Origin of the sequence: Salegentibacter maritimus, assembly GCF_016236915.1 — a bacterium.
Taxonomy (GTDB): domain Bacteria; phylum Bacteroidota; class Bacteroidia; order Flavobacteriales; family Flavobacteriaceae; genus Salegentibacter; species Salegentibacter maritimus.
On the sequence record NZ_JAEHOK010000084.1, the window covers coordinates 1 to 212 of the forward strand.

Annotated in this window: 1 protein-coding gene; it reads right to left on the bottom strand. The window is 46.2% G+C overall.

The genetic code is table 11. The features are described 5' to 3' along the window. On the bottom strand, positions 1–212 hold a 212-nt coding region (locus I6U49_RS17050; protein WP_232804753.1), incomplete at both ends, for a hypothetical protein.

Below are 212 nucleotides of genomic sequence, written 5' to 3' on the forward strand. Positions count from 1 at the left end.
ACAAAAGCGACAGTTGGATTGGCAGTACAATTATCTGCTTCATCGGTGACCACCGTAATGTCCGGCTCAGGTACATCCGCAATACATTGCACATTTAGCGGAGCGGGGTTACTGGCTGTTGGGTCTGTCGTATCGTTAACAGTAATTTCCTGTGTTACATTGATGGAGTTCCCGGCATCATCTGTTACGCTATAGGTTCTAGTGATGATTTC